Source organism: Rhodococcus parequi, from assembly GCF_046042785.1.
Classification (GTDB): Bacteria; Actinomycetota; Actinomycetes; order Mycobacteriales; family Mycobacteriaceae; genus Prescottella; species Prescottella parequi.
The window spans coordinates 83983-109274 of sequence record NZ_JBDLNV010000001.1; the positions used below are offsets into that span (position 1 = coordinate 83983).

The window sequence follows — 25292 nt, forward strand, 5'->3', positions numbered from 1 at the left end:
GCGCTCGCAACGGTACGGTTTGGGGCGTGAACAATCCGCGTACCAGGGTCGCCGTCGTCTTCGGTGGCCGCAGCAACGAGCATTCGGTGTCCTGTGTCTCCGCCGGCAGCGTCCTGAGGAACCTCGACCCGGATCGCTACGAAGTGGTACCCATCGGCATCACGACCGACGGCGCGTGGGTGTTGGGCTCGACCGATCCGGCCGACCTCGCGATTCGTGACCGGACCATGCCCACCGTCGACGCGGACGGCAGGGCACTCGCGCTCACCGCGGATCCCACCCGTTCGGGTGCCCTCGTGGCGCTCGACGATTCGCAGGCCGGTCAGGCGCTCGCGTCGGTCGACGTCGTCTTCCCGGTCCTGCACGGCGCTTACGGCGAGGACGGCACCATCCAGGGTCTGCTCGAGCTGGCCGGGATTCCCTACGTCGGTCCCGGCGTGCTCGCGAGTGCGGCGGGCATGGACAAGGAATTCACCAAGAAGCTGCTCGCGGCCGAGGGCCTGCCGGTCGGCTTCCAGGTGGTGCTCCGCCCGGGTACGTCCGGCCTCACCGACGAGCAGAAGCAGCAGCTCGGCCTCCCGGTGTTCGTGAAGCCGGCCCGCGGCGGCTCCTCCATCGGAATCACCCGCGTGGCGGACTGGTCGCAGTTCGACGACGCGGTCGCCGAGGCGCGCAGGCACGACCCCAAGGTCATCGTCGAATCGGGCATCGTCGGACGCGAGGTGGAGTGCGGCGTCCTCGAGTTCCCGGACGGCGACGTGCGAGCCAGCGTGGTCGCCGAGATCCGTATGCCGGACACCGACGGTGACGAGTCCGCGTTCTACGACTTCGACACCAAGTACCTCGACGACGTCTGTGAATTCGACGTTCCGGCCAAGCTCGACGACGACGTCAGTGAGCAGATCCGCGCACTCGCGGTGCGGGCATTCCGTGCGCTCGACTGCCAGGGACTGGCCCGCGTCGACTTCTTCGTCACTGCGGACGGCCCCGTGATCAACGAGATCAACACGATGCCGGGCTTCACGTCCATCTCGATGTACCCGCGCATGTGGCAGGCGGCCGGGGTCGAGTACGCGACGCTCGTCTCGACTCTCGTCGACACCGCGGTGGCGCGCGGGGCGGGGCTGCGCTGAGTTGACTCCGGCGCCGGTGCACCCGGCCCGCACGCGCGGCGTGCTACGGGTTGGGTACCGGCGCGGGGTCGAGCGGCTTCTGCGGCAGGGCCTTCGAGACCGCGGCCGACGCGTCCTGCAGGGGCGTCGGGCCCGATCCGTTGGGCACGGTCAACGCGACGTACACGCCGCGGTCCACCGCGTACCACGTGCTGGCCTCGATGCCCTGTGCGGCGCCCGAGATCTCGAACCACTGGACGCCGTCGACCACGCTGAGCGGAGACGCCTGGTTGAACTCCGGGGGCCGGGGCAGCCCGCACCGCATCACGACGGGCTCGCCCTCGTCGGGTTGCCATGCGGCGGTCGCCTCGGGCGCGGGGTCGCGGAGTTCGGCGCGCGTGTAGTCGCCGAGGTTCTCGGGCAGATCGTCCATCAGCGTGGTGCATTCCGCGGACTGCGCGGCCGGTGACTCGACGGGGCCGAGCCCCACGGGTTCCTTGGCCGGCGAACGTCCGGCGATCGCCGCCGCGACGATGACGCCGATGACGAGTGCGACGGGAAGTGCGACCGCGGTCGCGATCAGCGCGGGGCTGCGCTTCTCCGACGGATGCGGTTCGGTCTGATCGGTGACGGGGTTTTCGGGTTCGGACATCTTCAGTTCTCTGTCGGTGCGGCAGGCGCCGCGATCTGGCAGGTCAGGATGCGGGTGATCCCGCGGACCTTCTTCATGTCGTCGACGACGTCGGACAGTCCGGTCTCGGCCGATGCACCGACGCGGGCGATGACGTCGTACGGTCCCACCACGTCCTCGGCCGAGTCGACGCCGGAGATCCGGGAGAGCGTCGCCGCAATCGCCGCGGCCTTGCCGACCTCGGTCTGGATCAGTACGTAAGCCTGCACCACGGGGTCCGTCCTTCCCGTCGTCGTGCGCCGTCGTCTCGGTAGAGTCGCGGAGACCCGCGGGACTCCGGTCCCGGCGCCCCGCACCGGGATGCCCGGCCGCACACTAAAAGGTACCGCAGTCGCGGGAGTCGAATCCCGGGACCGGGAGACCGCCGACGCACATCGGTGCGCACATCAGTATTGGGAGGCCCGCCATCGAAACCGCGCGACCGCAGCAGGACGACGACGATCCCACCGTGGCCTCGGTGGGGGAGTTCGCGGTGATCGGGCGGGCCGTCGAGGGCCGCAGGCAACCGCCGACGACGCTGCTCGGGCCGGGCGACGACGCTGCCGTGGTGCGGACGCCGGACGGTCGGGCCGCGGTGTCGGCGGACATGCTCGTCGAGCATCGACACTTCCGCCTGGACTGGTCGACACCCGAGCAGGTCGGCCGAAAGGCAGTGGCTCAGAACGGTGCGGACATCGCCGCGATGGGCGGACGTCCGTCGGCGTTCCTCGTCTCGTTGGGCTGCCCGGCCGACACTCCGCTCGCGGTGGCTGCCGGCATCTCGGACGGCCTGGGCAGCGCCGCCGAGGCGCTCGGCGCGGGCGTGGTCGGCGGTGATCTGGTCCAGGCCGATCAGATCGTCGTGTCGGTGACGGTGCTCGGTGACCTGGAGGGCCGGGATCCGGTGCTGCGTTCGGGTGCGCGGGAGGGCGACGTCGTCGCGGTCGCGGGGGCGATCGGACGGTCCGCGGCGGGGCTCGCACTGTTGCTCGCCGACGTCGGCTCGTCGGCACCCGGCGCCGCCGAGCTGATCGACGCGCACCGCGTTCCCAGTCCGCCGTACGAGCAGGGGGTCGCGGCGGCAATTGCCGGCGCGAGTGCGATGACCGACGTGTCCGACGGTCTCGTGGCCGACTTGGGACACATCGCGGCGGCCTCGGGCGTCCGGATCCGGATCGAGCGGAGCCGGATCGAGCCCGCCCCCGCACTGCTGGAGGCGGCGCGCGACCTGGACCGCGATCCCTGGGAATGGATCCTCGCGGGCGGTGAGGATCACGCGCTCGCGGCGACGTTCCCGCCCGGGACGGACGTTCCGGACGGCTGGTCGGTGATCGGCGAGGTGGTCTCCGGCACGGCGGGCGGCGGCGGCAGCGTCCTGGTCGACGGCCGGCCGTGGGCGGCGTCCGGTGGCTGGCAGAGCTTCGACGCGGGATAGGTTGCACGCATGGCTATCTACGCACTCGGTGATCGCGAACCCGACATCGCACCGGACGCCTACGTCCATCCCGACGCCGTCGTGATCGGCGCGGTGACCCTCGGGCCGGGCGCCTCGATCTGGCCACAGGCGGTCCTGCGCGGCGACTACGGAACGATCAGCGTCGGCGCCGGCACGAACATCCAGGACGGCACGGTCATCCACTGCACGTCGATCGACGCGACCGTCATCGGCGCGGGCTGCGTCGTCGGGCACAACGCCCACATCGAGGGGGCGCAGATCGGCGACGACTGCCTCATCGCGTCCGGCGCCGTCGTGCTGAACGGATCGGTCGTCGGGTCCGGATCGGTGATCGGGGCGGGCGCCGTCGTGCCGTTCAAGTTCGAGGTGCCGCCGCGGAGCATGGCGCTCGGGGTACCGGCCAAGGTGCGCGAGGGGTACGAGGTCCCCGAGGGGCACCTCGAGCTCAACGTGAAGCTGTACCAGGCGAATGCCGCGTACTACCGCGACGCGCTGCGCAGGCTCGACTGATGGCGGCGCAGCCACTGGCCGACCTCATCGATCCCGGCTGGGCCAAGGCCCTCGCGCCCGTCGAGGGCCGGATCGCCGAAATGGGTGACTTCCTGCGTGCCGAGGTCGCGGCCGGTCGTCAGTACCTGCCCGCGGGGGAGAACGTGCTGCGTGCGTTCACGCACCCGTTCGAGGACGTGCGCATCCTGATCGTCGGACAGGACCCCTACCCGACCCCGGGACACGCTGTGGGCCTGAGCTTCTCGGTGGCGCCCGACGTCCGCCCGGTGCCGCGGAGCCTGAACAACATCTTCGCCGAGTACAGCCGGGACCTCGGATACCCGACGCCGTCGAACGGTGACCTGACGCCCTGGACCGAGAACGGGGTACTGCTGCTGAACAGGGTGCTGACGGTCGCGCCGGGGGAGGCCGGATCGCACCGCCGCAAGGGCTGGGAGGCGATCACGGAACAGGCCATCCGCGCGCTCGTCGAGCGGCAGTCGCCGATGGTCGCGATCCTGTGGGGACGTGACGCAGCTACGCTGAAGCCGATGCTCGGAGACGTTCCGACGATCGAGTCGGCGCACCCCTCGCCGCTGTCGGCGTCCCGAGGCTTCTTCGGGTCGCGGCCGTTCAGCCGCGCCAACGCGCTTCTCGCGGAACTCGGTGCGGACCAGGTGGATTGGCGCCTGCCCTGACGCCTGGCTGTCGACAAGGCGGGTACGAGCACCCTCGGATATTCCGGATCGCCGAGGTGCTGCAGGACGACGCCCGGGGTCTGTTCGAACAGGCCTTCATGGACGGCCACTGGCCGAAGGTGCACTTCCGTGCGGACCGGACCCCGGTCGCCGTGACCGTGGAGGCCTGACGAGCGACCGGGATCCGCGGCTGCCGCTTACGCGTTGCGGACCGACGAGAAGTCGGGGCGCCGCTTCTCGACGAACGCGTCGACGCCCTCACGACCGGTGGGGCCGTCGGCTGCCGCGGAGATCGACGCGGTCTCGGCGTCGAGCTGCTCGGACAGCGAGTTGGACCGGCTGCTCGTGAAGAGCTTCTTGATGCCGGCGTAGGACGCGCTCGGCCCGGCCGCGAGAGTCCGGGCCACGCGCAGGGCCTCGTCCTGCACCTGATCGTCTTCGACGATCCGGCTGAGCAGGCCGAGGCGTACGCCCTCCTCACCGTTCAGGACGGCGTCGGTGAGCAGGATCTCGCGTGCGCGGGAGGCGCCGACGATGCGCGGCAGCGTCCACGACATGCCGCCGTCCGGGGTGAATCCGATGGACGGGTACGCGGGACGCAGCTTGGTGGAGGTTCCGCCGATCGCGATGTCGGCGAGGCACACGATGCTCATGCCGGCTCCGGCCGCCCACCCGTGAACGGCCGCGACCACCGGGACGTGGACCGCGTCGAGTGCGCGCACGAACTCGTGGAACGCCGTCGCGATCTCGCCGACGAATTCGCCGCGGTTCTCGGCCGAGGCGAAGGCCCGGACGTTGCCGCCGGCGCAGAAGTTGGCACCGTCACCGACGAGGAGGACCGCGCCCACGTCGCTGCCGGCCGCGCGCAGAGCGGCGGTCGCCTCGGTGATGCCGTCGATGTCGAGGGAGGTTCCGTTCGCGGCAGTGGCCACGGCCACCCGGAGGACGCCGTCCTCGATCCGGACATTGCTGGGTGCGTCTGTTGCAGTCACGTGGAGCACACTAGCCGCTGGAGCGGTGCAGTTCGGTAGTCCGGTCCCATCCACCGCGACGGTTCGGAAGGGGTCCGGAAGAACTCCCGGAGAGTTGTGCAAACGACTGAGCCCCCCGACACCGAAGTGTCGAGGGGCTCAGTCGAAGAACCGTGCTGTGAGGCTGAATCAGCCGCGCACGACCTTGCCGGCCTTGAGGCAAGAGGTGCAGACGTTCAGCTTCTTGGTGTTGCCCGGGGCAACCTGAGCACGAACGGGCTGGATGTTCGGGTTCCAGCGACGGTTGGTACGCCGGTGCGAGTGCGAGACCGACTTACCGAAGCCGGGCCCCTTGGCGCATACGTCGCAGACGGCAGCCATAGTCGCGAACTCCTTGTGATAGTCAAACATTGTCTTGTTGCTTGCCTGCGAACACGCGAAGTGGAACGACCCGTGCGAGGCAACCCTGCAAGGGTAACCGCATCCGCATGGATTGGCCAAATCACCGGCCCGAGACGAACAGAGCGCGGTTCGGGGCGCGTCGAAGACTGGAATGACGGTACAGGTCGCGCTTCGGCCGTGTGCGGGGGGTCCGTCGGATGCCACCGATAGGCTGGCGGTCCGGGACGGCTCGGCCACTCCAGTGGCCGCGTCCCGCTGGTGGTGTTACCGACGCAGGGAGAGGACGACACGGGTGCGCGAGGTCCTGGAGGCGGTCGACGGCTCCGCGCTGTACCGATGGGCCCACGCCTGCGTGACGGGAATCGAGAAGCGTTGCGAGGAGATCAACGATCTCAACGTGTTCCCCGTTCCGGACGCCGACACCGGTACCAATCTTCTCGCGACGCTGCGTGCTGCGGTCCGGGCCGCCGAGCCCCTCTCGACCGACGAGCGCGGATCCGACGCGTCCGCCGTCGCGAGGGCGCTCGCGCGTGGCGCGGTCACGGGCGCGCGGGGCAACTCGGGGGCGATCCTCTCCCAGGTGCTGCGCGGTTTCGCCGAGACGACGACATCGCGCCGGCTCGACGCCGACGTGCTGCGTTCGGCGCTGCGGCGTGCGTCGGATCTCGCGCTCGAGGCCGTCAGCGTCCCGATGGAGGGGACCATCGTCACGGTCCTCGCGGCCGCCGCGGACACCGTGGCCGGGGAGGACGCGACCGCACCGCTGTCCCGTGTCGCGACGTCGGCGGCCGACGCAGCGGCCGAAGCGCTGCTCCGGACTCCGTCGCAGCTCGCCGTTCTCGGGGCTGCCGGGGTGGTCGACGCCGGGGGCCGGGGGCTGGTCGTCATCCTCGATGCCCTGGTCGAAGTGGTCTGCGGCGCCGCACCCGCGAGGGAAGCCTTCCTCCCCCCGGCGGGCGAGACCGCGGCGACCGGGTCGGAGCACACGTGCGGTCCCGCGCACGTCGTCCACGAAGTGGCCGGCCAGGACTACGAGGTGATGTATCTCGTCGCCGAGTCCGACCGGGAGCGCATCGCGGACCTGCGCGCTCGGCTGTGCTCGCTGGGGGATTCCGTCGTGATCGTCGGTGACGGCTCGGACGAGGCACCCACGTGGTCGGTCCATGTGCACTGCAGTGACGCGGGTGGAGCGGTGGAGGCGGGGCTCGAGGCCGGTCGACTGCACGACGTGCGGATCACCTGTTTCGTGCTCGACGCCGCGCGCGCCGAGATCCCGGACGTCACCCCGCCGCGCGCGGTCCTGTCGGTGGTCGAGGGGCCGGAGGCCGCGGAACTGTTCGAACAGGAGGGTGCACACGTACTGCGGTCCGACGGCGCGGTCACCCCCGACGAGTTGCTCACGGCGATCCGCGGCACCGGCCGCCGTGAGGTCGTGGTGTTGCCGAACGGCGCACTGCCGGCCCAGGATCTGATCGCGGTCGGCGCGCAGGCCCGCGCCGATGCGCGGGACGTCGTCTTCCTGCCCAGCTCGTCGATGGTGCAGGCGCTCGCGGCACTCGCGGTACACGACACCGGGCGGTTGGCGGTCGACGACGCGTTCGCGATGTCGGAGGCCGCGGCGGCCACGCGTTGGGGTTCGCTGCGGATCGCGGACGAACGCGCCCTCACCTATGTCGGGACGTGCGAGCCGGGCGACGGTCTGGGGCTGGTCGGGCACGAGGTCGTCGTCATCGAACGGGACGTCGTCGCCGCCGGATGCCGGCTCGTGGACCTCGTCCTGGGTGCCGGTGGCGAGCTCGTGACGGTTCTCCTCGGCGCGCAGGCCACCGAGGGACTGGGGGAGCGGGTCGCCGACTACATCACCTCCCGCCATCCAGGTGTCGAGGTGATGGTCTATCGGGGTGGGCAGAGCCGCGACCTGTTGCAGTTCGGCGTCGAGTAGAAGGCGAGTCGATAGTGAGCACGGCGACGGGAGGCCCGACATGGCGACGCTGACGGATCGCCTCGACCACCTGTTGGGGACGAAGACGGCGGACGCGCTCGTCGAAGCCTTCGACATCCACACGGTCGAGGACCTGCTGCGGCACTACCCGCACCGGTACGCGGCGCAGGGGCGGGAGCTGACGGAGAAGGAGCCGGAGGAAGGCTCGCACGTCACGATCATCGCGCGGGTCGTCAAGGCCGACGTCGTGAACATGAAGAGCCGCCGCGGCCAGATGCTCAAGGTGGTACTCGCGGCCGAGTCGCAGAGCGTCGACGTCACGTTCTTCAACCCGCACAAGGTCAAGCACGCGGTGCGCACCGGCGTCCGGGCGATGTTCTCGGGCACGGTGAAGTACTTCCGCGGCAAGTGGAGCCTGACGCACCCGAGTTACCTGATCCTGCCCGAACCCGCAGAGGGCGAGGATCCCGTCGTCTCCATGGCGCACGTTCAGGGAGCGGGTTCGCTCGCCGGAATGGCTCGCGCCACACAGGATTCCGGGTCGGGCATCGACATGTCGATCTTCGACCGCGAGCTGATTCCGCTGTACCCGGCGACCCGTGAGGTCGAGAGTTGGACGATTCTCCGCTGCGTGCGCCAGGTACTCGACCAACTCGACGTCGTCGAGGATCCGCTCCCGAGCGACGTTCGCGACCAACACGACCTGATCGGCCTGGACGAGGCTCTGCGCCTGGTGCACCTGCCCGACACCCGCGACGACATCGGCCGGGCGCAGGAGCGGCTGCGCTTCGACGAGGCGGCCGCGCTGCAGTTGGTGCTCGCGCGACGCCGGCGGGACATCGCGGCGCGGGTGGCGCCGCAGTGCCCGCCGAAGCCGGACGGTATCGCCGCGGCATTCGACGAGATGCTGCCGTTCGAGCTCACCGAGGGTCAGAAGGAGGTGGCCGAGGAGATCTCGAGCGATCTCTCCCGACCGCACCCGATGAACCGTCTGCTGCAGGGCGAGGTGGGTTCGGGCAAGACCATCGTGGCGCTCCGGGCGATGCTGCAGGCGATCGACGCGGGCTACCAGTGCGCGCTTCTGGCGCCTACGGAAGTGCTTGCCTCGCAGCATGCACGGTCGCTGCGGGACATGCTGGGCCGGCTCGGCACTGCCGGTGAGCTCGGGGCGGACGATCGGGCGACCAAGGTGACACTGCTGACGGGTTCGATGTCGACGAAGGCGCGGAGGGCCGCGCTGCTCGACATCGTGACCGGCGACTCGGGCATCGTGATCGGCACGCACGCTCTCATCCAGGACAGGGTGGAGTTCTTCGATCTCGGTTTCGTCGTGGTCGACGAGCAGCACCGCTTCGGCGTCGAGCAGCGTGACGAGCTGAGGAACCGGGCCAAGGAAGGATTGAGCCCGCACGTGCTGGTGATGACCGCGACGCCGATCCCGCGCACGATCGCGATGACGGTCCTCGGCGATCTCGAGACGTCGACGCTGCGCCAGTTGCCGCAGGGGCGTGCGCCGATCGTGAGCAAGGTCGTCGCGGCCCGGCAGACCCCGCAGTGGGTCGCGCGCGCGTGGGAGCGGATCCGGGAGGAGGTCGCGGCCGGGCGGCAGGCGTACGTCGTGTGCTCGCGAATCGGCGACGGGGACAGCGACGCCGACCTGATCAAAGCCGGTAAGGAGCCGCCGGAGACGAAGTCGGCGGTCGACCTGTTCGACGAGCTGCGGTCCGGCCCCATGCACGATCTGCGGCTCGGCCTGCTCCACGGGCGACTGCCGTCGGACGAGAAGGACGCGGTGATGCGCGACTTCACCGCCGGCGGCATCGACGTGCTCATCTGCACCACGGTGGTCGAGGTGGGTGTCAACGTCCCCAACGCCACCGTGATGGTGCTGGTCGACGCGGATCGGTTCGGAGTGAGTCAGCTCCACCAGCTGCGGGGTCGGGTGGGCCGCGGCAGCCATCAGGGACTGTGCATCCTGATCACCGACATGATGCCGGGATCGACGGCGTTCGAGCGATTGACGGCGGTCGCCGGCACCAACGACGGCTTCGAACTGGCTCAGCTCGATCTGCGTCAGCGGCGCGAGGGCGACGTCCTCGGCTCGGCCCAGTCGGGGAGCGCGACGACCCTGCGGCTGCTGTCGCTGCTCGAGCACGAGGACGTGATCGCCTCCGCGCAGGAGTTCGCGCGCGGCGTCCTCGACGACGACCCGGATCTGTCCCGGCACCCCGGACTGGCGGCGATGGTGGCCGCGGCTCTCGACTCCGACCGGATCGAGTTCCTGGAGAAATCCTAGGGCCCCGGGGCGGGCCCGGGCCGGCGTCGGGAACCGGATCGGAACGCTCCGTACGGTCTGTGCAGGGCACTTCTTCTCCGGTTTGCAAACTTGCCAATTTCGCACGTCAGCGGGCCTGTTTGTGAAGTTTGCGAAGCATTCCGCATCGTGGGACGTTGCGCTCACGGCACGACGCGCGGCAAGGTACTTTGCTTCCCATGTTCACCAAAGTCCTCGTCGCCAACCGCGGCGAAATCGCCATCCGCGCGTTCCGTGCCGCCTACGAACTGGGTGCCGGAACGGTTGCGGTGTTCCCGTACGAAGACCGCAACTCGGTGCACCGCCTCAAGGCGGACGAGGCCTATCAGATCGGTGAGGTCGGGCATCCGGTCCGCGCGTACCTGTCGGTCGAGGAGATCCTCGCCGCTGCCGAGCGCGCGGGCGCCGATGCGATCTACCCGGGCTACGGCTTCCTGTCCGAGAATCCGGACCTGGCCGCGGCGTGCGAGGCGAAGGGCATCACGTTCGTCGGCCCGTCCGCCGAGGTACTCGAGCTGACCGGCAACAAGGCGCGCGCGATCGCGGCAGCGAAGGCCGCGGGTCTGCCGGTGCTGGCGTCGTCGGAGCCGTCCTCGGACGTCGAGGCGCTGCTCGCGGCGTCGGAGGACATGGAATTCCCGATCTTCGTCAAGGCCGTCGCCGGTGGTGGCGGCCGCGGCATGCGGCGCGTCGCCGAGCGCGCCCAGTTGCGGGAGTCGATCGAGGCGGCCTCGCGTGAGGCCGAGTCGGCGTTCGGTGATCCGACGGTGTTCCTCGAACAGGCCGTCGTCGACCCGCGGCACATCGAGGTACAGATCCTCGCCGACGGCGAGGGCAACGTCATCCACCTGTTCGAGCGCGACTGCTCGCTCCAGCGCCGCCACCAGAAGGTGATCGAGCTCGCGCCGGCCCCGAATCTCGATCCGGAACTGCGCGATCGGATCTGCGCGGACGCGGTCGCGTTCGCGAAGCAGATCGGGTACCGCTGCGCGGGCACTGTCGAGTTCCTCCTCGATACCCGCGGCAACCACGTCTTCATCGAGATGAACCCGCGCATCCAGGTCGAGCACACGGTCACCGAGGAGATCACCGACGTCGACCTGGTGCAGGCCCAGCTGCGGATCGCGTCCGGCGAGACCCTCGAAGACCTGAAGCTGAGCCAGGATTCGATCACGATCCGTGGCGCCGCACTGCAGTGCCGCATCACCACCGAGGATCCTGCCAACGGCTTCCGCCCGGACACCGGACGCATCACCGCGTACCGCACCCCGGGCGGCGCGGGCGTGCGACTGGACGGTGGCGCCAATCTCGGCGCCGAGGTCGGTGCCCACTTCGACTCGATGCTCGTCAAGCTCACCTGCCGTGGCCGCGACCTCGAGGCCGCCGTGGCGCGTGCCCGTCGTGCGGTCACCGAGTTCCGCATCCGCGGTGTCTCGACGAACATCCCGTTCCTGCAGGCAGTCCTGGACGACCCCGACTTCCGTGCGGGACGCGTGACCACCTCGTTCATCGAGGAGCGGCCGCACCTGCTGACGCTGCGCAGCTCCGCGGACCGCGGCACCAAGATCCTCAACTACCTCGCGGACGTCACGGTCAACAAGCCGCACGGCGAACGTCCCACCGCGGTCTACCCGCACGACAAGCTCCCGAAGATCGACCTCGGCGTCGCGCCCCCGGACGGCTCGCGACAGAAGCTGCTCGCGCTCGGTCCCGAGGGCTTCGCGAAGGCGCTGCGCGAGCAGAAGGCCCTGGCGGTCACCGACACCACCTTCCGTGACGCCCACCAGTCGCTGCTCGCGACCCGCGTGCGCACGTCCGGCCTGCTCGACGTCGCCGGCCACGTCGCACGGATGACGCCCGAACTGCTCTCGATCGAGGCATGGGGCGGAGCGACCTACGACGTGGCGCTGCGATTCCTCCACGAGGATCCGTGGTACCGGCTGGCGGCGCTGCGTGAGGCCGTGCCGAACATCAACCTGCAGATGCTGCTGCGTGGCCGCAACACTGTCGGCTACACGCCGTACCCGGAGAAGGTCACCCGCGCGTTCGTGCAGGAAGCCGCCGACACGGGCATCGACATCTTCCGGATCTTCGACGCGCTCAACAACATCGACCAGATGCGTCCCGCGATCGAGGCCGTCCGCGAGACCGGTACGACCGTCGCCGAGGTCGCGATGTCGTACACGGGCGACCTGGCGAACCCGGACGAGAAGCTCTACACCCTCGACTACTACCTGCGCCTGGCGGAGGAGATCGTCGAGGCCGGCGCGCACATCCTCGCCATCAAGGACATGGCCGGTCTGCTCCGCGCCCCCGCCGCCACCAAGCTCGTGACGGCACTGCGCGCCAACTTCGACCTGCCGGTGCACGTGCACACTCACGACACCCCCGGCGGCCAGCTCGCGACCTACCTCGCCGCGTGGCAGGCGGGCGCCGACGCCGTCGACGGCGCCGCGGCCCCGCTGTCCGGGACCACCAGCCAGCCGGCTCTGTCGGCGATCGTTGCCGCCGCAGCGCACAGCGAGTTCGACACCGGCATCGACCTGCAGGCCGTGTGCGACCTCGAGCCCTACTGGGAGGCGCTGCGAAAGGTGTACGCGCCGTTCGAGTCCGGCATCCCCGCGCCGACCGGACGTGTCTACACCCACGAGATCCCCGGTGGCCAGCTGTCGAACCTGCGCCAGCAGGCGATCGCGCTCGGCCTCGGTGACCGCTTCGAGGAGGTCGAGGCGAAGTACGCCGCGGCCGACCGCATGCTCGGCCGTCTGGTCAAGGTGACGCCGTCGTCCAAGGTCGTCGGCGACCTCGCGCTGCACCTCGTCGGATCGAACGTTCCCGCCGACGAGTTCGCTGCCGACCCGGCCCGGTTCGACATCCCGGATTCGGTGGTCGGGTTCCTGCGCGGCGAGCTCGGCACCCCGCCCGGCGGCTGGCCGGAGCCCTTCCGTAGCAAGGCGCTCGAGGGGCGCGGCGCCGCCAAGCCCGAGGTGCAGCTCACGCCCGAGGACGAGAAGGGCCTGTCCGGCTCGTCCAAGGAGCGTCAGGCCACCCTCAACCGGCTGATGTTCCCCGGGCCCGCGAAGGAGTTCGAGGAGCACCGGGACAAGTACGGTGACACGTCGCAGCTGTCGGCCAACCAGTTCTTCTACGGCCTGCGCCGCAGCGAGGAGCACCGCGTCAAGCTCGACAAGGGCGTCGAGTTGCTCATCGGACTCGAGGCGATCTCCGAGCCCGACGAGCGCGGCTACCGCACCGTCATGTGCATCCTCAACGGCCAGCTGCGGCCGGTGTCGGTACGCGACAAGTCCATCGCCAGCGAGGTGCCGGCGGCGGAGAAGGCCGACAAGAACAACCCCGGCCACGTCGCCGCCCCGTTCGCGGGTGCCGTCACCCTGGTCGTGACCGAGGGACAGCAGGTGTCCGCCGGTGACACCGTCGCCACGATCGAGGCCATGAAGATGGAGGCGGCGATCACAGCGCCGCGCAGCGGTATCGTCTCGCGAGTTGCCATCGCCGGCGTCCAGCAGGTCGAGGGTGGCGATCTCCTCGCCGTCGTCTCGACGCGGGAGACCACCGGCAACGAGTGACAGTGGGCGAGTGAACAGGACTGCAGCGTGACAAGAATCGTCGCCGGCCGTGCCGGAGGCCGGCGTTTGAAGGTGCCCGCGAGCGGGACCCGTCCGACGTCCGAACGAGTCCGTGAGGCCCTGTTCAGTTCGCTCGACAGCCGCATCGACCTCGAGGGCGCCGCCGTGCTCGACCTGTACGCAGGTTCCGGCGCCCTCGGGCTCGAGGCGCTCTCGCGGGGCGCCGCCCACGTGCTGCTGGTCGAGTCGGACACGAAGGCCGCCGCCGTCGTCAAGCAGAACGTGACGGCGGTCGGCCTGCCCGGTGCGGTAGTGCGCACGGCGTCCGTCGCGGCGGTCGTGGGCGGTGCCGCCGAACGCGAATTCGACATCGTGCTGGCCGATCCGCCGTACGCGGTGACCGAGGAGGCGGTGACCGCCGCGCTCACCGATCTGGTCGCACACGGCTGGGTGGGGGAGGGCTCGGTGGTCGTCGTCGAACGGTCGTCACGCTCACCCGAGACGACGTGGCCCGACGGTATGCGCCCGGAGCGGGTGAAGCGCTACGGCGAGACCAGAATCGAGGTCGCCACCTGCTACGGTCTGGACTCATGACTGGTGCCGTCTGCCCCGGATCCTTCGACCCCGTGACGAACGGTCACCTCGACGTGATCGGACGTGCCGCGGCGCTGTTCGACGAGGTCGTCGTCACCGTGATGATCAACAAGAGCAAGCGCGGTCTGTTCAGCGTCGAGGAACGCATCGAGATGCTCGAGGACGCCACCAGCGACCTGCCCAACGTGCGGGTCGCGTCGTGGCACGGGCTGCTGGTGGATTACGCCAAGTCCCAAGGAATCTCGGCGATCGTCAAGGGCCTGCGCGGCGCCAACGACTTCGACTACGAACTGCAGATGGCGCAGATGAACCAGAAGCTCTCCGGCGTCGACACGCTGTTCATCCCCACCAATCCCACCTACAGCTTCCTCTCCAGCTCCCTGGTCAAGGAGGTCGCGACGTTCGGTGGCGACGTGGCGGACATGGTTCCCGAGAAGGTGTACGCGCGGCTCGTCGCGCGCCTCGCCGAGCGGGCCCAGGAGAAGGGCTGACGAAGGGCTGACGAACTCCTTCGTCCGACACACCGGCGCCGCGACGGCGCGTGTGCCGGGACTGGGGCAAACTGTCTTTCAGCACCAGCGATGGCATTCGACGATTGGGGTTGTGCGTGTACCGGGTATTCGAGGCACTCGACGAGCTTGTCGCGATCGTCGAGGAGGCGCGTGGAGTTCCGATGACCGCGGGGTGCGTCGTGCCGCGTGGCGACGTCCTCGAGTTGCTCGACGACGTCCGGGATGCAATTCCCGGCGAGCTCGACGACGCGCAGGACGTCCTCGATCACCGTGACAAGTTGGTCGGCGACGCCCGCCAGAGCTCCGAGCAGATGGTGACGACCGCCAACGCGCAGGCGCACGAGACGGTCACCGTCGCGCGCGAGGACGCGGACCGGATCCTCGCCGACGCCAAGGCTCAGGCCGACCGCATGGTCGCCGAGGCCCGTTCGCATGCCGAGCAGTTGGTCCACGAGGCGCGGGCCGAGGCAGATGCGACGGTCGCCGAGGGACAGCGCGAGTACGACTCGCTGACCGGTCGCGCGCGGGCCGAGTCGGATCGGATGATCGAAACGGGCAAGGTGTCGTACGAGCGTTCGGTGGCCGACGGCATCGCCGAGCAGGAGCGACTGGTGTCACAGGCCGAGGTCGTCCAGGCCGCCAATGCGGAGTCGGCACGCGTGATCGACGCCGCCCACGCCGAGTCGGACCGCCTGCGCTCGGAATGCGATCTGTACGTCGACACCAAGCTCGCGGAGTTCGAGGACTTCCTCAACGGCACCATTCGATCCGTCGGGCGTGGGCGTCAGCAGTTGCGGACCGGCACCGGCGTGCCGGACTACGACGCCGGCTACGGCGATCGTCGGCGCTGACCCTTCCGCGCGATGCGGGCCGTGTCCGTTTTCCTCCGCTGACGCACCTCTGATTTCCTTCCGGGGTACCTGATCGCGTACCGTGGAGTGGTTGCCCGTTCCAAGTGTTTTCCGAAAGAGACTTCAGTTGTCATCCCGTCATCACCGTTCATCTCGCCCCACCCGGGACGAGGGTTTCGTGCTGGACACGCTCTCACTGGGCCGTCGTCCGGGTTCGATGCGTACGGTGTCGCGGGTGCTGCAGGCTCCCTCTCGGATCGGTCTCGACCTGGTCGCGATCGAGAAGGGCACGGACGTGGCACTCGATCTGCGGCTCGAATCGGTGTCCGAGGGGGTGCTCGTCACCGGAACCGTCGCTGCGGACACGGTGGGTGAGTGCTCGCGGTGCCTCGAGCCGTTTGCCGACTCGGTCACTCTCCATCTCACGGAGCTGTTCGCCTACCCGGACAGCACCACCGAGGAGACCACCGAGGAGGATGAGGTCTACCGGGTCGTGGACGACGAGATCGACCTCGAGCCGGTGATCGTCGATGCGGTCGGACTGGAGCTTCCGCTCCAGCCGTTGTGCAGCGACGACTGTGAGGGATTGTGCCCCGAATGTGGCATTCGCCTGGCGATTGCGGAATCCGGGCACGGTCATGAAATAATGGATCCTCGCTGGGCTGGGCTCGCAGCCAAATTCGGTGCAGGATCCGACGCCAGCAATGCAACTGCTGATGCCAGCAAGATCAACGAGGAGAAGTAGACGTGGCTGTTCCCAAGCGCAGAATGTCGCGGTCCAACACGAGGTCGCGACGGAGCCAGTGGAAGACCACTGCGCCCACCCTCATCACCTGCCCGAACCGTGGCTGCGGCGAGAAGACGCTGCCCCACGTTGCGTGCCCGTCGTGCGGCACCTACAAGGGCCGTCAGGTTACCGCAGCGGTCTAGTCTGCTAAGTCGCGCTGTGACCAGCAAAAAAAGCAATACAGCTTACGCCGGCGGCGAGGAAGATCATGGATCTCTCCTCGCCGCCCTTGGCGTACCTCTGACGGACGATCTGCTGACCCTCGCGTTGACCCATCGCTCGTACGCGTACGAGCACGGCGGGTTGCCGACCAACGAGCGTCTCGAGTTCCTCGGTGACTCGGTCCTGGGGCTGACGATCACCGAACGGCTCTACACGGCTCACCCGGAGAAGTCCGAGGGCGAACTCGCGAAGATCCGCGCCAGCATCGTCAACATGCACGCCCTCGCCGAAGTGGCGCGCGGCCTGGGGCCCGGTGGCCTCGGGGCGCACCTGCTCCTCGGTAAGGGCGAGGAGATGACGGGTGGCCGCGACAAGCCGAGCATCCTTGCCGACGGCATGGAGTCGCTGCTCGGTGCGATCCATCTCGAGCACGGAATCGACACTGCCCGGCGGGTGGTACTCGACCTGTTCGCCGATCTGCTCTCGCGGGCCCCGAAGCTGGGCGCCGGCCTGGACTGGAAGACAAGCCTCCAGGAATTGACGGCGGAACGCGGTATCGGTGTCCCGTCGTACGAGATCACGGCGACCGGTCCCGACCACGACAAGGAGTTCACCGCGACGGTCGTCGTCGGTGGCGACGCCTTCGGTGTCGGCGTGGGCCGTTCGAAGAAGGAAGCGGAGCAGAAGGCCGCCAGTACCGCGTGGAGCGCGCTGTCCGAGGCCGCGCAGTCGGTGGAACAGTCCGCCGACGTCGGCGAGACCGTCGTCGAGTCCTGACTCCGGACAGATCGAGGACGCAGCGTGCCGGAACTTCCTGAGGTCGAGGTCGTCCGACGGGGCCTCGAAGCCCACGTCGTCGGTCACACCATCGCCGACGTCGAGGTCCTGCATCCACGCGCGGTGCGTCGGCACTTGCCGGGCTCCATCGACCTCGCCGGTCGCCTCGAAGGTCAGTCCGTGGTGTCGGCGGAGCGTCGCGGCAAGTACCTGTGGCTCGTCCTCGAACCGAGTTCCGTTGCGATCGTCGTCCATCTGGGGATGAGCGGGCAGATGCTCGTGCAGGATCCGACGGTGCCCGACGAGAAGCACCTCCGGATCCGGGCACGCCTCGAGTCCGGCATCGACCTCCGCTTCGTGGACCAGCGGACGTTCGGCGGATGGGCACTGGCCGACCTCGTGACCGTCGACGGCACCGTCGTGCCGGACTCGGTCGCGCACATCGCCCGCGACCCGCTCGATCCGCGCTTCGACCCCGACGTCGTCGTGAAGACGTTGCGCTCCAAGCAGACCGAGATCAAGCGCGCACTCCTCGACCAGACGGTGGTCTCCGGGGTGGGCAACATCTACGCCGACGAGGCGTTGTGGCGCGCCGAGATTCACGGCAACCGTCCCACCGACAAGCTCAGCGGCCCGCGGCTGCGACGACTCCTGGACGCGGCCCGGGACGTCATGACCGAGGCACTCGACCAGGGCGGCACGTCGTTCGACGCGTTGTACGTCAACGTCAACGGCCAGTCCGGCTACTTCGACCGTTCCCTCGACGCCTACGGGCAGGAGGATCTGCCGTGCCGCCGCTGCGGGTCGCCGATCCGGCGCGAGAAGTTCATGAACCGCTCGTCGTACAGCTGTCCCCGGTGCCAGCCGCGTCCGCGACTCGTTCGCGGATGACGGTGGCGATCACCCGCGCCGCGTCGCCCGCACGGGATTCGGGAAGCCGCGCGTAGCCGCACAGCAGCCCGCGCGGGCCCTTCGGGTCCGCCCGGTAGGCGGCCAGGCCGCGGACGACGACGCCCCGCCGGCCGATCTCGTCGGCGATCGCGGCGTCGTCGGTGCCGTCCGGAAGGCGCAGTGCCACATGCAGTCCCGCCTCCACTCCCAGCGGTTCGACGTCGGGCAGGTGCGTTCGCAGCGCATCGACGAAGGACTGCCTGCGCGCCGCGTAGGTTCGTGACGTTCGGGCGAGATGCCTGGTGAGAGCGCCCGACTCCACGAAACTGGCGAATGCGCTCGCCGTGACGGCGCAGGCGGTCTCACCGCTCACCGCGAGGGCGTCCTGCACGCGGGGCAGCAGGGCTGCCGGGGGGACGAGCCACGCGAGCCGCAGCGACGGCGAGAGGATCTTCGACGCCGTGCCGACGTACGCCACCTGCTCGCGTCCGCCCTCGATCGCGCGCAGTGCGGGCAGTGACGCGACGCCGTACCGGAACTCGCCGTCGTAGTCGTCCTCCACGATCAGCCGGCCGGTCGCGGCGGCATCGGCGACGAGCGTCGCCCGACGGACCGCCGACAGCCGTGACCCCATCGGATACTGGTGCGCCGGAGTGCAGTACACGGCAGCATCGGTGGAGCGGAGGGCCGCCGGATCGATGCCGTCGCGGTCGACCGCTACCGGACGGATACGGGCGCCGGCAGCCGCGAGCGCGGCTCGGGCCTTCGCATAGCCGGGGTCCTCGAATGCGATCTGGCTGTCGGACAGGTCCGCGGCGGTGACGAGAGTTCTCAACGCAGCGAGTGCGCCGGGTACCACGACGATCTCGTCGGGGTCTGCCACGATCCCGCGGGTGCGGCGCAGGTGTACCGCCAGTGCCACCCGAAGTCGTCGATGTCCACCGCGTACGGGCGGGATGTTCGGGACGGGTCCGGCGGTGGCCACGCGCCACGAGGACCGCCAGTCGCGAGGAGAGATCAGGTCGGTGTCCGGGTAGCCGGGGGAGAGATCGAGTGTGGTGGCGGGGCGAGTGGTGCGGGAGTGTGCCGTCGAGGCGGGCGCCGGGGCGACGTGCGGAGTCACACCGGCGTGGGCTGCGACGTCGGCCCCGGCCGCGACCCGGGTGCCCGACCCGGGTCGCGAGTCGACGAACCCGGCGGCGGCCAGTTCGTCGTACGCGTCGACGACGGCGGAACGGGACACGCTCAGCTCGGTGGCGAGGATCCGGCTGGAGGGGAGAAGGTCTCCTGGTCGAAGTGTGCCGGTGCGTAGTGCAGCGACCACTGCGCCGGCGATCCTCTGCCGGAGCGGTTCCTCGGTGTCGGGCAGTGTCAGGTGCAGGGTCGACGCGCGTGAGATCCGGGCCACACCGTGCAGGATACTGGTCTGGGGAAGTGGACGAATGTGGCCCTGTTATCCAGGCCGGTATCCCGGGAAGGTGGTCGGTATGACGAACACGACCGCCACCCATCGCATCGGACGACTGTCCGAGCGCTCCCGCGATTCCCGCACCGACCTGGACTCGGTACTCGACGCCTGTGCCTTCGGGACGCTGGCCACCGTCGTCGACGGGAACCCGTGGGCGGTGCCCATGCTCTACGCCCGTGTCGGTAATCGGATCCGACGGGGGCCGGAGCGCTACGGCATGTGGCGGCGGGAGCACCCGCCTCGCTGTGTGTGACGCTCCTCGACGGAATCGTTGTGGCCGACAACCTCTTCGACTCCTCCGCCAACTACCGCTCCGCGGTGGTCCACGGTCGTCTCACGCCGCTCGGGTCGGAGGAGGCGGCGTCCGCGCTCGTGGAACTGTCGGATTCGCTGATCCCGGGCCGCAGCACCGAGGTACGTCCGTCGACCCGCAAGGAACTGGCGGCCACCCTCACGATCGCCTTGCCGATCGAGCCCGGGCGCTGGACGGTCAAGGTGCGCGCCGCGCCACCGAGCGAGGGTGACGCGGATCCGCAGGCGTGGGCGGGGGTGGTGCCGATGCGAACGGTTGTGGGCGAACCGATCCGCGCTCCGTGGGTGAGCGAGGGTGTGCCGGTTCCCGCGTCGGTGCAGACGCTGCTGGAGGAGTCCACCCGGTGACGCGTCCGGGGTGACGCCGCGCCCGGACTGACCTCGCGCGGACGCGATCGCGTCCGCGCGAGGTCGATTCGCGTGCGGCATGCCGAGTGGACGACGCGTAAAGATCGCGTCAATGCGCTCAGATCCCGGCATCAGCAGAGTGTCAGGGCCACGTTCTCACCCGCGAAACGGGGGCACCCTCCAGTAGGCGCCCGAGTTGCGGCGCTCCACGTCGCGCCGTCCGGCGCGCCCTACGAGGAAGTCGGAAGAGGAACGTCATGGCTGATTTGGCCTACGTCGGGTTGATCATCGGAGTGTTCGCCGTGTGTGCGCTGGTGCTGCGAGGTCTGCAGACGAGGAGCGCTCGGTGACGGTCGCCGGGACGGTCAGTGTCGCCGTCGTCGTGATCGCCGCCGCGCTGGTGGTCTACCTGCTCATCGCGCTCCTGAACCCTGAGCGGTTCTAGTCCTCGAGAGGTCTGCACACATGAATCCCGCTCTCGCAGCGGGACTACAGATAGCACTGGTCGTGGCCGTGCTAGCGATTCTGTACGTCCCCGTCGGTGACTACATGGCGAAGGTCTACACCACCGACACAGATCTCCGATCCGGCGATCTGCGCATCGAATCCCTGCTGTACCGGCTCTGCCGGATCAACCCCCGCACCGAGCAGACCTGGTACGGCTATGCCGGTAGCCTGCTCGGCTTCTCGGCGGCGAGCGTGCTGCTGCTCTACTTCCTGCAGCGGATCCAGGGAGTGCTTCCGCTCGGCGGCGGTCTGGACGGTGTGAGTCCCGCCGTCGCGTTCAACACCGCGGCATCGTTCGTCGCCAACACCAACTGGCAGTCGTACGTCCCGGAGACGACGATGAGCCACCTGACGCAGGCTGCCGGCCTGGCGGTGCAGAACTTCGTGTCCGCCGCGGTCGGCATCGCCGTGGCAGCCGCCCTGATCCGTGGCTTCGTCCGCGTCTCGCGGGGCGGAGAGATCGGCAACTTCTGGGTCGATCTCACCCGCGGTTGCCTGCGCATCCTGCTGCCGTTCGCGTTCGTCATCGCGCTGATCCTGTTGAGCCAGGGCGTGATCCAGTCGTTCCGAACAGGGTTCACGTCCACCGGACTCGACGGCAACGCCGTCACCAACGCGCTCGCTCCGGTGGCGTCGCAGGAGGCGATCAAGGAACTCGGCACCAACGGCGGCGGCATCCTCGCGGCCAACTCGGCGCACCCGTTCGAGAATCCCACTCCGATCACCAACGTCGTCGAGATCCTGGCGATCCTGCTGATCCCGGTGAGCCTGACCCGCACGTTCGGCACGATGGTCGGCGACCGTCGACAGGGCCTGACGCTGCTCGCGGTCATGTCGACGCTGTTCTTCGGACTGCTCGCGGTAACCCTCGCCGCCGAATCCGGTGCGCGCGGCGCCGCCGCGACCGCGGCCGGATCGATGATGGAGGGCAAGGAAGTTCGCTTCGGCATCCCCGGTTCGGCGCTCTTCGCGGTCGCCACGACCGGCACGAGCACGGGTGCCGTGAACTCGGCACACGACAGCATGTCGCCGCTGGGCGGCGGCGCGGTGCTGCTCAACATGCTGCTCGGCGAGATCGCGCCCGGCGGCGTCGGCACCGGCCTGTACGGCATCCTCGTGCTCGCCCTCATCGCGGTCTTCGTGGGCGGCCTGCTGGTCGGCCGCACACCCGAGTATCTCGGTAAGAAGCTGGGGCAACGGGAGATCACGCTCGCGGCACTGTCCGTGCTGGTGATGCCCGCACTGGTACTGATCGGCACCGGCATCACCGTGATCCTCGGCTCCACCGTCGGGTATCTCGGCAACAGCGGCGATCCCGGCTCCCCGGGCTCGATCCACGGTTTCACCGAAGTCCTGTACGCGTACGCGTCGGCGTCCAACAACAACGGCAGCGCCTTCGGCGGGCTCACGGTCACGAGCGACTGGTTCCAGTCCTCTCTCGGCGTGTGCATGCTGCTGGGCCGATTCCTGCCGATCCTGTTCGTCCTCGCGCTCGCCGGATCGCTGTCCGCGCAACGCCGGACACCCGCCGGAGCGGGCACCCTGCCCACGTCCGGCCCCATGTTCACGGGACTGCTCACCGGCACGGTCGTGCTGGTCGCCGCCCTCACCTTCTTCCCGGCCCTCGCTCTCGGGCCCATCTCGGAGGCCCTGCAATGAGTCTTCAGACCCACACGACGGTCCCCGCGGCCGACGTCCCAACCGATCGGCCCGACGCGGATGCCGCGCACGGCCACTCGCCGGTCAAGGCCGGCATCTTCAGCCCCCGGCAGCTGCTCACGTCGCTGCCCGGCGCGGTGCGCAAACTCGACCCACGGCACCAGGCCCGCAACCCGGTGATGTTCGTCGTCCTCGTCGGGTCCGTCGTGACCACGGTCATGGCGATCGCGCAGCCCACGATGTTCGCGTGGCTCATCACCGCGTGGCTCTGGTTCACCGTGCTCTTCGCGAACCTGGCCGAGTCGGTCGCCGAGGGGCGCGGCAAGGCGCAGGCCGCGAGCCTGCGGAAAGTGAAACAGGACACGCCGGCCCGACGGCTCACGGCGTCCGGTGCGGTCGAGGAGATCTCGGCCACCGCGCTCGCGGTCGGCGACACCGTGCTGGTCGAGGCGGGGGAGGTCATCCCCGGCGACGGTGACGTCGTCGAGGGCATCGCGACCGTGGACGAGTCGGCCATCACCGGCGAATCCGCCCCCGTGGTGCGCGAATCCGGCGGCGACCGGTGCGCCGTCACCGGCGGCACCACCGTCCTGTCGGACCGGATCGTCGTGCGGATCACGTGCGCGCCGGGCCATTCGTTCGTGGACCGGATGATCGCGCTCGTCGAGGGGGCGTCGCGTAAGAAGACGCCCAACGAGATCGCGTTGAACATCCTGCTCGCGTCGCTCACGATCATCTTCCTGCTCGCGGTCGTCGCGATCGGGCCGATGGGACAGTACGCGGGCCAGGAGCAGGACCCGATCAAACTCATCGCGCTACTGGTCTGTCTGATTCCGACCACGATCGGTGCACTGCTGTCCGCGATCGGTATCGCCGGCATGGACCGACTGGTGCAGCGCAACGTGCTGGCGATGTCGGGCCGCGCGGTGGAGGCAGCCGGCGACATCGACACGCTGCTCATGGACAAGACCGGCACCATCACGTTCGGTAACCGCCGTGCCACCGCGCTGTATCCGGCACCGGGTCGCCCGGAGGACGAATTGGCCGCCGCCGCACGGTTGTCCAGTCTTGCCGACGGAACTCCCGAGGGGCGCAGCATCGTCGAGTTGTGTGCCGAGCGGTTCGGGCTCGGGGCCGACGCCACCGACCACGAGCGAGCCGCCGAGTTCGTCCCGTTCACGGCGCAGACGCGCATGAGCGGACTGGACATCACGACGCCTGCCGGACCACAGCAGATCCGCAAGGGCGCCGGTGACGCCGTGCTGGCGTGGGTGTCCGGGTTCGGAGCAGCGGTCGATCCGGCCGTGTCGGAATCGGTCGAGAAGGTCGCGCTCGCAGGCGGCACCCCGCTCGTCGTGGCGGTCGCCGAACGCGGCACGGCGACGGTGCTCGGCGTGATCGCACTGACCGACGTCGTCAAGCCCGGGATCGCCGAGCGCTTCGCGGACTTGCGCGCGATGGGGATTCGCACCGTGATGGTGACCGGCGACAACCCGCTCACCGCGCGGGCGATCGCGGAGGAGGCCGGTGTCGACGACTTCATGGCCGAGGCCACGCCGGAGGACAAGCTCGAGCGGATCCGTCAGGAGCAGGACGGTGGACGTCTGGTCGCGATGACGGGCGACGGCACCAACGACGCCCCGGCTCTCGCGCAGGCCGATGTGGGCGTCGCGATGAACACCGGCACGTCGGCCGCGAAGGAAGCCGGCAACATGGTGGACCTCGATTCGGATCCCACCAAGCTCATCGAGGTCGTCGAGATCGGCAAGCAGTTGCTGATCACTCGCGGGGCGCTCACGACGTTCTCGCTCGCGAACGATCTCGCGAAGTACTTCGCGATCCTGCCGGCGTTGTTCAGTGCGATCTATCCGCAGTTGGCAGTGCTGAACATCATGCAGTTGGCGACTCCGCAGTCGGCGATCCTCTCGGCGGTCATCTTCAACGCACTCGTCATCGTCGGGCTGATCCCGTTGGCGCTCAGAGGTGTTCGTTACCGACCCGCGGCGGCCTCGAAGCTGCTCGGTCGGAACCTGTTGATCTACGGTGTGGGCGGTGTCGTCACCCCTTTCATCGGTATCTGGCTGATCGACCTGGTCGTTCGCCTCGTTCCTGGAATCGGGTGAGGTAGCAATGAGATTCGCTGTCGGTTTTCTCAAGCAGGTGTGGGCGGGACTCCTCGTCCTCCTCGCGCTCACCGCGATCCTCGGGGTGCTGTACCCAGCCGCCGTGTGGGGTGTGGGACGCATCAGTTCGGGGTCCGCGGAGGGCTCCCCGGTCACCGACGCCGCCGGGTGCGTCGTGGGCAGCCGCTGGATCGGTGTCGATCCGCAGGTCGCGGCCGGCGAGCCGGATCCCTTCTTCCACAACCGGGTCGTCGGTTCCGTCGCCGACGAGGACCCGTTCGCGCCCGGCGATCCCGCGGCGGCACTGCCGAGCAACCAGGGGCCCAGCAGTGAGGTGCTCGCCGGTTTCGTCGAGGCGCGCCGCACGGCGGTCGCCGAGCGGGAGGGCGTGGCGCCGCGGGACGTTCCGGTCGACGCCGTGACCGGATCGGGCTCCGGCATCGATCCGCACATTTCGCCCGCCTACGCAGAACTGCAGGTACCGCGAGTCGCGAAGGTCACAGGGCTGGGCGAGGACCGCGTCCGGGATCTCGTCGCGCAGCACACCGAGGGCCGCCAACTCGGGTTTCTCGGTGTCGAGCGGGTCGACGTGCTCGAACTCAACGTCGCGCTCGGACTGACCGCACCTGGATGCGAGGCGGCGTCCGCGGGTGAATGATG

The 25292-nt window shown here is 69.3% G+C and carries 23 protein-coding genes and 1 pseudogene; 19 read left to right on the forward strand and 5 right to left on the reverse strand.

Features of this window, described 5'->3' with window-relative positions:
- The first annotated feature begins 26 nt into the window (after positions 1–26).
- Complete coding sequence (locus ABEU20_RS00420) at positions 27–1133, forward strand: D-alanine--D-alanine ligase family protein (RefSeq protein ID WP_420162446.1); 1107 nt, start codon at positions 27–29, stop codon at positions 1131–1133.
- 43 nt (positions 1134–1176) lie between these two features.
- On the opposite strand, the gene ABEU20_RS00425 is transcribed toward ABEU20_RS00420, so the two are convergent.
- Positions 1177–1764: a DUF3515 domain-containing protein gene (locus ABEU20_RS00425; protein ID WP_420162447.1), complete on the reverse strand. Its 588-nt coding sequence runs from the start codon at positions 1762–1764 to the stop codon at positions 1177–1179.
- Positions 1765–1766: 2 nt separating this feature from the next.
- Positions 1767–2015 carry an Lrp/AsnC ligand binding domain-containing protein gene (locus ABEU20_RS00430; protein WP_420162448.1) on the reverse strand — a complete coding sequence of 83 codons (249 nt, stop codon included), beginning with the start codon at positions 2013–2015 and terminating at the stop codon, positions 1767–1769.
- 179 nt (positions 2016–2194) lie between these two features.
- Between ABEU20_RS00430 and ABEU20_RS00435 the strand changes: the two genes are divergently transcribed.
- Genes ABEU20_RS00435 through ABEU20_RS00445 form a run of 3 tightly spaced genes read left to right on the forward strand, consistent with a single transcriptional unit; the run spans position 2195 to position 4425 of the window.
- The gene (locus ABEU20_RS00435) at positions 2195–3217 is read left to right on the forward strand and encodes a thiamine-phosphate kinase (protein WP_420163108.1); all 1023 of its coding nucleotides are present in this window, start codon (positions 2195–2197) and stop codon (positions 3215–3217) included.
- A gap of 9 nt (positions 3218–3226) precedes the next feature.
- Positions 3227–3748: a gamma carbonic anhydrase family protein gene (locus tag ABEU20_RS00440; protein ID WP_420162449.1), complete on the forward strand. Its 522-nt coding sequence runs from the start codon at positions 3227–3229 to the stop codon at positions 3746–3748.
- Positions 3748–4425 carry a uracil-DNA glycosylase gene (locus ABEU20_RS00445; protein WP_420162450.1) on the forward strand — a complete coding sequence of 226 codons (678 nt, stop codon included), beginning with the start codon at positions 3748–3750 and terminating at the stop codon, positions 4423–4425. Before ABEU20_RS00440 ends, ABEU20_RS00445 begins: the two co-directional genes overlap by 1 nt.
- A gap of 197 nt (positions 4426–4622) precedes the next feature.
- Here ABEU20_RS00445 and ABEU20_RS00450 read toward each other — a convergent pair whose 3' ends face one another.
- Positions 4623–5417, reverse strand: coding sequence for an enoyl-CoA hydratase-related protein (locus ABEU20_RS00450; RefSeq protein ID WP_420162451.1), 795 nt, complete (start codon positions 5415–5417; stop codon positions 4623–4625).
- Positions 5418–5585: 168 nt separating this feature from the next.
- Positions 5586–5777 carry a 50S ribosomal protein L28 gene (rpmB, locus tag ABEU20_RS00455; protein ID WP_005519049.1) on the reverse strand — a complete coding sequence of 64 codons (192 nt, stop codon included), beginning with the start codon at positions 5775–5777 and terminating at the stop codon, positions 5586–5588.
- 313 nt (positions 5778–6090) lie between these two features.
- Between rpmB and ABEU20_RS00460 the strand changes: the two genes are divergently transcribed.
- The 10 genes from ABEU20_RS00460 (at position 6091) to mutM (ending at position 18215) form a co-directional block, all read left to right on the forward strand.
- Complete coding sequence (locus tag ABEU20_RS00460) at positions 6091–7740, forward strand: DAK2 domain-containing protein (RefSeq protein ID WP_420162452.1); 1650 nt, start codon at positions 6091–6093, stop codon at positions 7738–7740.
- Between the two features lie 40 nt (positions 7741–7780).
- Positions 7781–10036: an ATP-dependent DNA helicase RecG gene (gene recG, locus ABEU20_RS00465; protein WP_420162453.1), complete on the forward strand. Its 2256-nt coding sequence runs from the start codon at positions 7781–7783 to the stop codon at positions 10034–10036.
- A gap of 197 nt (positions 10037–10233) precedes the next feature.
- Entirely contained in the window at positions 10234–13641 is a 3408-nt protein-coding gene (locus ABEU20_RS00470; RefSeq protein ID WP_420162454.1) for a pyruvate carboxylase, read from the forward strand.
- A 27-nt stretch (positions 13642–13668) separates the two neighbouring features.
- Entirely contained in the window at positions 13669–14235 is a 567-nt protein-coding gene (gene rsmD / locus ABEU20_RS00475; RefSeq protein ID WP_420162455.1) for a 16S rRNA (guanine(966)-N(2))-methyltransferase RsmD, read from the forward strand.
- Positions 14232–14726, forward strand: a complete 495-nt coding sequence (coaD, locus tag ABEU20_RS00480; RefSeq protein WP_420162456.1) for a pantetheine-phosphate adenylyltransferase — start codon at positions 14232–14234, stop codon at positions 14724–14726. The genes rsmD and coaD overlap by 4 nt, the downstream gene beginning before the upstream one ends.
- 116 nt (positions 14727–14842) lie before the next feature.
- A complete protein-coding gene (locus ABEU20_RS00485) occupies positions 14843–15598 on the forward strand; it encodes a DivIVA domain-containing protein (protein WP_420162457.1) in 756 nt (251 codons plus the stop codon).
- Positions 15599–15725: 127 nt separating this feature from the next.
- Complete coding sequence (locus ABEU20_RS00490; RefSeq protein ID WP_420163109.1) at positions 15726–16343, forward strand: YceD family protein; 618 nt, start codon at positions 15726–15728, stop codon at positions 16341–16343.
- A 2-nt stretch (positions 16344–16345) separates the two neighbouring features.
- Entirely contained in the window at positions 16346–16528 is a 183-nt protein-coding gene (rpmF, locus tag ABEU20_RS00495) for a 50S ribosomal protein L32 (RefSeq protein ID WP_081880878.1), read from the forward strand.
- A 16-nt stretch (positions 16529–16544) separates the two neighbouring features.
- Entirely contained in the window at positions 16545–17324 is a 780-nt protein-coding gene (rnc, locus tag ABEU20_RS00500; protein WP_420162458.1) for a ribonuclease III, read from the forward strand.
- Between the two features lie 24 nt (positions 17325–17348).
- On the forward strand, positions 17349–18215 hold the full coding sequence (mutM, locus tag ABEU20_RS00505) for a bifunctional DNA-formamidopyrimidine glycosylase/DNA-(apurinic or apyrimidinic site) lyase (RefSeq protein ID WP_420162459.1): 867 nt from the start codon (positions 17349–17351) through the stop codon (positions 18213–18215).
- Here mutM and pdxR read toward each other — a convergent pair.
- Positions 18151–19623, reverse strand: coding sequence for a MocR-like pyridoxine biosynthesis transcription factor PdxR (gene pdxR, locus ABEU20_RS00510; protein ID WP_420162460.1), 1473 nt, complete (start codon positions 19621–19623; stop codon positions 18151–18153). The genes mutM and pdxR overlap by 65 nt on opposite strands.
- Before the next feature lie 79 nt (positions 19624–19702).
- Between pdxR and ABEU20_RS00515 the strand changes: the two are divergent.
- The 5 genes and pseudogenes from ABEU20_RS00515 (at position 19703) to ABEU20_RS00535 (ending at position 25290) form a co-directional block, all read left to right on the forward strand.
- Positions 19703–20343 (forward strand): annotated as a pseudogene (locus tag ABEU20_RS00515) (pyridoxamine 5'-phosphate oxidase family protein).
- Between the two features lie 346 nt (positions 20344–20689).
- Complete coding sequence (gene kdpF, locus ABEU20_RS00520; protein WP_420162461.1) at positions 20690–20788, forward strand: K(+)-transporting ATPase subunit F; 99 nt, start codon at positions 20690–20692, stop codon at positions 20786–20788.
- Positions 20789–20808: 20 nt separating this feature from the next.
- A complete protein-coding gene (kdpA, locus tag ABEU20_RS00525; protein WP_420162462.1) occupies positions 20809–22509 on the forward strand; it encodes a potassium-transporting ATPase subunit KdpA in 1701 nt (566 codons plus the stop codon).
- Positions 22506–24632 carry a potassium-transporting ATPase subunit KdpB gene (gene kdpB, locus ABEU20_RS00530; protein WP_420162463.1) on the forward strand — a complete coding sequence of 709 codons (2127 nt, stop codon included), beginning with the start codon at positions 22506–22508 and terminating at the stop codon, positions 24630–24632. Before kdpA ends, kdpB begins: the two co-directional genes overlap by 4 nt.
- 7 nt (positions 24633–24639) lie before the next feature.
- On the forward strand, positions 24640–25290 hold the full coding sequence (locus ABEU20_RS00535; protein WP_420162464.1) for a potassium-transporting ATPase subunit C: 651 nt from the start codon (positions 24640–24642) through the stop codon (positions 25288–25290).
- Positions 25291–25292 lie beyond the last annotated feature (2 nt).